The sequence below is a fragment of the Mesorhizobium sp. WSM4848 genome, from assembly GCF_055811375.1.
The window spans coordinates 44,445-50,783 of the sequence record NZ_JBVVPX010000045.1 but is presented as its reverse complement, the minus strand read 5'-3'; the positions used below and the strand labels follow the sequence as shown (position 1 = coordinate 50,783).

The window sequence follows — 6,339 nt, the reverse complement described above, 5'->3', positions numbered from 1 at the left end:
TGGAGATCTCTCCTTTGACAACTCCCAAGGGCAGCATCGCGCCGATCTGGCGCAAAGGCAAGCCAGAGCAATCCGCAAGTGAGTTTCGTCCACCATAGGTCAGACAATACGCAGCGGGTACGAAAGCTGTTGACGCTCATGTAGACGCACTGAGTTTCGACGCTGCGGACCTCCCTATGGTTGAAGCCGACCCATTTCTGCACGAACTGATGCTAAAGAGCTGCAAGGAGGCCTTAGCGGTTCGCACGCCTCCGCCTCCCCATCCACAGTCGGATTGATGTGGGAGGATTTTGCACCCCCGCGACGGCAATGGGGCGAAGATCTGCCTTCGAGTCCTGCACCAAACATTGGGCTCGTCTGGGCCGGATTAGGCACAGAAATGGCCCGGCCAGCAGTGCATTTCGGGTCACTTATCGGGACCGCAGATCTCGAATTATCATTAAGTTATTGAAATTGCTGGTACGCCCAAGGGGAATCCGAACCCCTGTTACCGCCGTGAAAGGGAAATGGACAGCCAATAGATGGGGATCTGCGGCCTCGAACAAGTCGAACGGCCCGCCCGCTCATCGACGACGCAAACAAAACGTTGGTGATCGGATAGAGTGTGTTGCACCGCGGGAACGAAGGAGGTTGACATGCCGGAGAAGGTAGCGAGCTTGGTCGCACCGGACTTCTTGGCTCTCACGGTCGGCATCGTCGTCTTCTTCGTCGGTGTGCTGATCACGCAGCGCGTATCGTTCCTTCGCACCTACAACATTCCCGAGCCGGTCACTGGCGGGTTTGTCGCCGCTTTGGCCTTCTGGGCGGTCTACGAGGTCTTCGGCTTGGAGATCGGCTTCGACATGACGACCCGCGACCGACTGCTGGTGATCTTTTTCGCCACCGTCGGGGTGAACGCACGCTTGACCGATTTGGCGGCCGGTGGGCGGGTGCTAGCGACGCTCTGCCTGATCACGGTCGTGTTTGTCTTTCTGCAGAACGGCGTCGGCACGATCGGGGCAATGGCGTTCGGCTTGCCGTTGTCGGCAGGGGTTGTGATCGGCTCGGTCTCGCTTGTTGGGGGACACGGCACCGCAATTGCCTGGGGGCCTACGATCGCTGCCGATCACGGGTTTCCTGCCGCACTCGAGATGGGCATCGCTGTCGCAACTCTTGGGCTGATCATCGCCAGCGTCCTCGGAGGGCCTATCGCGAAGCTGTTGATCGAGCGCCACGGCCTCGCGCCTTCGCCAGAAGTTTCGCCGCGCGGGGAATTGCCGCCGGAGGCAGATGCGGCGCCGATAGACAAGATGGGGATCATGCGCGCGATGCTCGTTGTCAACGTAGCGGTCCTCCTCGGCTATCTGGTGCACAGCTGGATCTCGAGCTTTGGCTCGATCAAGCTGCCGCTCTTTGTGCCTTGCCTGATAATGGGCATCGTTCTGTCGAATACGGTGCCGATCCTATTGCCGCGGCTCAACTGGCCGGCGCGCACAGCCTCCCTTGATCTGATCTCCAGCTACGCGCTGTCGATCTTTCTTGCGATGTCGCTAATGAGCATGCAGCTTTGGACGCTGGCCGGCGTCGCCGGGCCGCTGCTCGTCATCGTGGCTGTGCAGACGGTGGTTGCTGCGGCCTATATCCTTTTGGTGGTCTTCCCGAGCCTCGGCCGCGACTATCAGGCGGCGGTCTTGTCTGGAGGGTTCACTGGGCTGTCGCTCGGCTCGACTCCTACCGCCATCGCCTCCATGTCGGCTATCACGCGGCATTACGGGCCGGCAACGAACGCCTTCATCATGCTGCCTCTGGTTTCCGCCTTCTTCGTTGATTTGGTCAACATGGCAGTAATCACCCTGTTCCTGCGACTCTGACCCTGCGACCAACCACTGGGCGGGCGGAAAACGCTGACAGCGACGCGTGGAATGAGCGTTCGTAATGTCTCTGGGCGAGGAGCAGACTGACGGTGAAGGCAGCACCACCAAAAAACCTCATTGACGCTAGAAACCGCGCCCGCCGGTGATGGGCCGTTAAGCATGTTCATGGCATTGGAGAGATCCTCCCCTGTAGAAATGCCAAAGCGGCCGGCAACGCAGTGGGTCAACCCGGGTATCAAAGCCCGCGTGAAGCACCTACGTGGGGAGGAAGACCTTCGGCACGCCTCGCTGCAGGATTTTTGGGATGAGAGTTAGCGACCAGTGGCAAGGGATCAGCATTCAGGAATATAATCCTCTCGTTGCGGCGAGCCCTTCAACGGAGATTCGCATGCCTCGAAAGACCCTCGCCGACACTCTGGCCGCCCGCGAAACCATCTATGTGAATTGTGCGCACCCGATGTGCTGCAAATCGACGAAACTCGACATCCAGGCGCTGATTGACAGGCTCGGCCGTGGCCACGGCTCGATGCATGACGACTTGGTCGGGCTCTTTGTCTGCTCAAATTGCAAGGCTGCTGGCCGTGACCGCCGGCAGGTGTTCTTCACGTGCATTCCTGACTACGAAGGCCAGCAGCGGGCGCGCAATCGCGACTGGAAGCCAACTTTCGAACGAAGGGGCTGAAAGTGGCCGACGCCGCTTGGGGGGGCGTTGGGGTAGATTGCCTGTAGGGCGCCGGCCAGTTAGCCCGCTGCCTCATGGTGGCGGGCTTTTCAGCGCGTTCACTTATACCGGACCTCTGAAAGCTCTGCTGTCCAGTCAAGCGCTGCAGCATCAGCAATCGCTTCTCCATAGGATTGCCTGTACGACCAGCACGCGGAGTAGGTCTCGCCGCGCACCAAAATCTTGTCGGTGCTAAGGTAGGATGACGTGGAAACTGGTTCGCTGAAACCTTGCCTATGGCCAAGAAGGTTGAACCAGATTCTTGTTATGATCCTGTCAGAATTGTTCTGGAAGATGATCTTTACGGGGTTCGTTTCCGAACAAACTCCTGCCGCCCAGCGAGCGTCCGTGATGACAGCGGCCTTCACTCGCTCATCGATCCGGTTGTTGATCCACCAATAGGCTCCGCCAGCGCAACCGACCGCAACTATCACGCCGATGAGCATGAAAACCTGACGAGGAAACGCGAAAAGCAGGAACAGCCCAATTCCTATTCCGATCACCCAAACCATTGTTAGTCCCCCCACCGCCCGGACCTGCCGATAGTCGCAGGAAATCCTTGGGAGCGCGAGCCCAGAACAGCCGGTGAACGAGTTGCTACGCTTTTTGCAACGCAACGCTACGGTATCGGACAGGACGACGCGGCACGAACGGCGCTGCTGGGTCTTCAAATGCCTGATAGACAAGGCGTTGCGGGTACGCGGCGGGATGGGCAGGGATGGCTGGTAGCGAATTTCAAGACCGGTGCCTTAAACCGCTCGGCCATCCCTCCATCGTGATTTTCAATGACTTGGATGCTCGTCCTGATCTCAACGCGTACCCTGTGGGCATGCCTCGGAGGTCGTTCGCGCTTCATTGCTCTAGTGCGCCCAACGAAGTCCTGTCAACCGGCTGTCGCCGGTTCCCGCCAAGGGCAGGGCACGGGCGCTTGACGGCGGGGCTTGAGCAGGACGAGCAGCGCTTTACCGAAGGTCGAAACGCCGCGATTTTTCACAGCGATCGCCGGGGCGGCTTGTGCCACAATCTCGCCCGGTTCCGACCATAATCGGTTAATACGGTGATAAACAATTCCTGTGCACAAGGGATTGCGAATCAAGGTGGCGCCGGCATTGTCGGGTAGGTTTTGGCCTTGCCGACGGTCAAGTCGCGGCGCCTTTGTTGAGAGGGGACAATCGAAAAATGCAAAGCACGACGCGCCCGCGTCTTCGTCGCGCTTCCGCTTTCGCGTTGTGTGCCCTGTCGGCTGCCTTGCTGGCGGCTTGCGCGGCGCCGCCACAGCCGAAGGCAATGGTCAACAAGAAGCCCCGCTCAAAGGAATATTTTGCTGAATCCGAATATGGCGTAAAAGCCAGCCCGCGCGTTACCTTCAAAATGTCGGGCCTGCAGCGTGGCGGCGGGCGCGATCAGCTCGGCAAGCCCTATCAAGTGCGCGGCAAGTGGTATTATCCGAAGGAAGACAAGCGCTACGCCAAGAAGGGTCTCGCCTCCTGGTATGGCGAAGCCTTCCACGGCCGGCTGACCGCCAACGGCGAAGTCTACGACATGACACATTTGACCGGCGCGCATCCGACAATGCCGTTGCCGAGCTACGCGCGCGTCACCAATCTGAAGACCGGCAGCTCGGTCATCGTGCGCGTCAACGATCGCGGCCCTTACCATGACGGGCGCATCATCGATGTGTCGAAGCGCGCCGCCGAAATGCTCGACTATGCCAATATCGGCACGGCCAAGGTGAAGGTCGAATATGTCGGACGGGCGCCGCTTCACGGCAAGGACGAACAATATCTGATGGCCTCTTACCATCCCGGCAACAGGGCGCCGGATCCGTCGGACGGCCTGCCCACCGGCGTCATGATCGCCATGAACGGACCATCGCCGAGCGCGGCATTGGCCGCCGCCACTCCCTTTCCCGGTCAGTTGACGAATTCCGCATCAGCACAGCCTGTCGTGGCGGCGCAGACGCCGGGCGCGGGCAGCGTGACGCTGCCCGATTTCGGGCCGATCGTGCCGGAACGGCCGCAGATCAATCTGCCGCCGCAATCGCCGTTCGCCGTAGCGACGCTGTCTTACGCCAACGAACCCGTGCAGCGCGCCTCCGTTGTCTTTGCCGCGCTGGATGGCGCCGGCATGTCGCCCGCCGAAATTCTTCAATCGTGGAAGCGGCAAGTTCCATCGGCCGCTTCGCCCACGGACTATATCGCGGCGGGCTCGTTCGAGGATGCCTCCGAGGCGCAGCAGGTGGCAACCCAGCTTTCCGGCTTCGGCAAGACCGAAATCCAGCGCTCCGAATTCGAGGGCAAGGACTGGTATTCGGTCAATCTCTATCCGGACGGCCATGGCAGTCTGGACGACATGCTGCAGGCGGCATGGTCGCGTGGCGCACCGGACGCGCTGGTGGTTCGGAATTGACCGGCAAAACCTGAAGTTTTGCCGAGTTGTCCGTTAGTTGTCCGTTAGTTGTCCGTCGCGCGGTTGATCGGCCGGGACAAAGCCTGATAGAGCTTGCGCAGAAATACCGGCTGACAGGTCGAACTTCTCATGAAATTTCGCTTCGCCGCGCCTCTCGCCGGGCTTCTGGGTTTTGGCCTCCTGCTGCTTTCGCTGGCTCCGGCCGCGGCGCAGCTTTTCGAAACCAAGGCCGCGCAGGCCTTCATGATCGATGCCGAAACCGGAACGGTGCTGTTTTCCAAGGATGCCGACAGGCCGATTCAGCCGGCATCGCTGGCCAAGCTGATGACGATGGAGGTGGTGTTCCACGCCATCAAATCGGACCGCGTGACGCTCAACGATACATTCGTGGTGAGTGAGAACGCATGGCGCACCGGCGGCGCGCCATCCGGCACGTCAACGATGTTTGCCCAGCTCAAGTCGACGATCCGGCTCGAGGACCTGATCCAGGGCGTGACGGTCCAGGCAGCCAATGACGGCTGCATCATCATCGCCGAAGGTTTTGCCGGATCGGAGGCGAATTTCGCGACTGAGATGACCGAGCGCGCAAGGCAGATTGGCCTCGAGAAATCGACATTCGTCAATGCAACCGGTCTGCCGGCCGACGGTCAGCAGACGACGGTTCGAGAGCTTGCGCTCCTGGCCCTGCATATCTGGCGCGAGTATCCGGACCTTTATCGTTACTACGGCCAGAAGGATTTCACCTGGAACAAGATCACCCAGAGGAACCGCAACCCGCTGCTGGCGATGGATATCGGCGCCGACGGCCTGGCGATCGGCAGGAGCGATGCAACCGGCTTCGGCATCGTCGGCTCGGTCAGCCACAGTGGCAGGCGGGTCATTGCGGCGATGAGCGGCCTGGCAAGCGACCGCGAGCGCGCCGAGGAAGCGCGAAAGCTGCTCGACTGGGGCCTTCGCTCCTTTGAGAAAACCGAGATTTTCGCCAAGGACGAGGTGGTCGGCGAGGTCCAGGTGTTCGGCGGTGCGAAATCCGGCGTGGCGCTGAAGGCAAAAGCGCCCGTGGTCATCTTCCTGCCGATCGCCAACCGCGACAAGCTGACCGCCAGAATCGTCTATGAGGGACCGGTTGCAGCCCCCGTGGAAGAGGGGCAGCCGGTGGGCGCGCTGCGGGTCTGGATCGGTGACACGCTGAGCCAGGAGACGCCGCTTTTCGCGGCCGAGCCGGTTGGCGTCGGCTCGCTGCCGCAACGCGCGCTCGATGCCGCCAAGGAACTGGCGGTCGGCTGGCTGCGTTAGCAGCCGTGGCGTGGACCTTTTCTCAAGTCAGGACTATTACGGTCCCGCAGCATGGTAAAA

General features: G+C 60.6%; 5 protein-coding genes. 4 read left to right on the top strand and 1 reads right to left on the bottom strand.

The genetic code is table 11. The features are described 5' to 3' along the window. The first annotated feature begins 635 nt into the window (after positions 1–635). Together gltS and AC0L16_RS29690 are read left to right on the top strand one after the other, a co-directional pair. Positions 636–1,850 carry a sodium/glutamate symporter gene (gene gltS, locus AC0L16_RS29695; protein WP_473624973.1) on the top strand — a complete coding sequence of 405 codons (1,215 nt, stop codon included), beginning with the start codon at positions 636–638 and terminating at the stop codon, positions 1,848–1,850. A 391-nt stretch (positions 1,851–2,241) separates the two neighbouring features. Next, on the top strand, positions 2,242–2,535 hold the full coding sequence (locus AC0L16_RS29690) for a hypothetical protein (RefSeq protein WP_473624971.1): 294 nt from the start codon (positions 2,242–2,244) through the stop codon (positions 2,533–2,535). 98 nt (positions 2,536–2,633) lie between these two features. Here the strand turns inward: AC0L16_RS29690 and AC0L16_RS29685 are convergent, their stop codons facing one another. Then, positions 2,634–3,086 (bottom strand): hypothetical protein, encoded by a 453-nt coding sequence (locus AC0L16_RS29685; RefSeq protein WP_473624969.1) that lies wholly within the window; start codon positions 3,084–3,086, stop codon positions 2,634–2,636. A gap of 667 nt (positions 3,087–3,753) precedes the next feature. On the opposite strand from AC0L16_RS29685, the gene AC0L16_RS29680 reads away from it, so the two are divergent. Together AC0L16_RS29680 and AC0L16_RS29675 are read left to right on the top strand one after the other, a co-directional pair. After that, complete coding sequence (locus AC0L16_RS29680) at positions 3,754–4,983, top strand: septal ring lytic transglycosylase RlpA family protein (protein ID WP_473624967.1); 1,230 nt, start codon at positions 3,754–3,756, stop codon at positions 4,981–4,983. 129 nt (positions 4,984–5,112) lie between these two features. Then, positions 5,113–6,279: a D-alanyl-D-alanine carboxypeptidase family protein gene (locus AC0L16_RS29675; protein WP_473624965.1), complete on the top strand. Its 1,167-nt coding sequence runs from the start codon at positions 5,113–5,115 to the stop codon at positions 6,277–6,279. Positions 6,280–6,339 lie beyond the last annotated feature (60 nt).

Coding starts and splice junctions, on each gene's coding strand:
- gltS (WP_473624973.1), top strand. CDS start 636: ATGCCGGAGAAGGTAGCGAGCTTGGTCGCACCGGACTTCTTGGCTCTC.
- AC0L16_RS29690 (WP_473624971.1), top strand. CDS start 2,242: ATGCCTCGAAAGACCCTCGCCGACACTCTGGCCGCCCGCGAAACCATC.
- AC0L16_RS29685 (WP_473624969.1), bottom strand. CDS start 3,086: ATGGTTTGGGTGATCGGAATAGGAATTGGGCTGTTCCTGCTTTTCGCG.
- AC0L16_RS29680 (WP_473624967.1), top strand. CDS start 3,754: ATGCAAAGCACGACGCGCCCGCGTCTTCGTCGCGCTTCCGCTTTCGCG.
- AC0L16_RS29675 (WP_473624965.1), top strand. CDS start 5,113: ATGAAATTTCGCTTCGCCGCGCCTCTCGCCGGGCTTCTGGGTTTTGGC.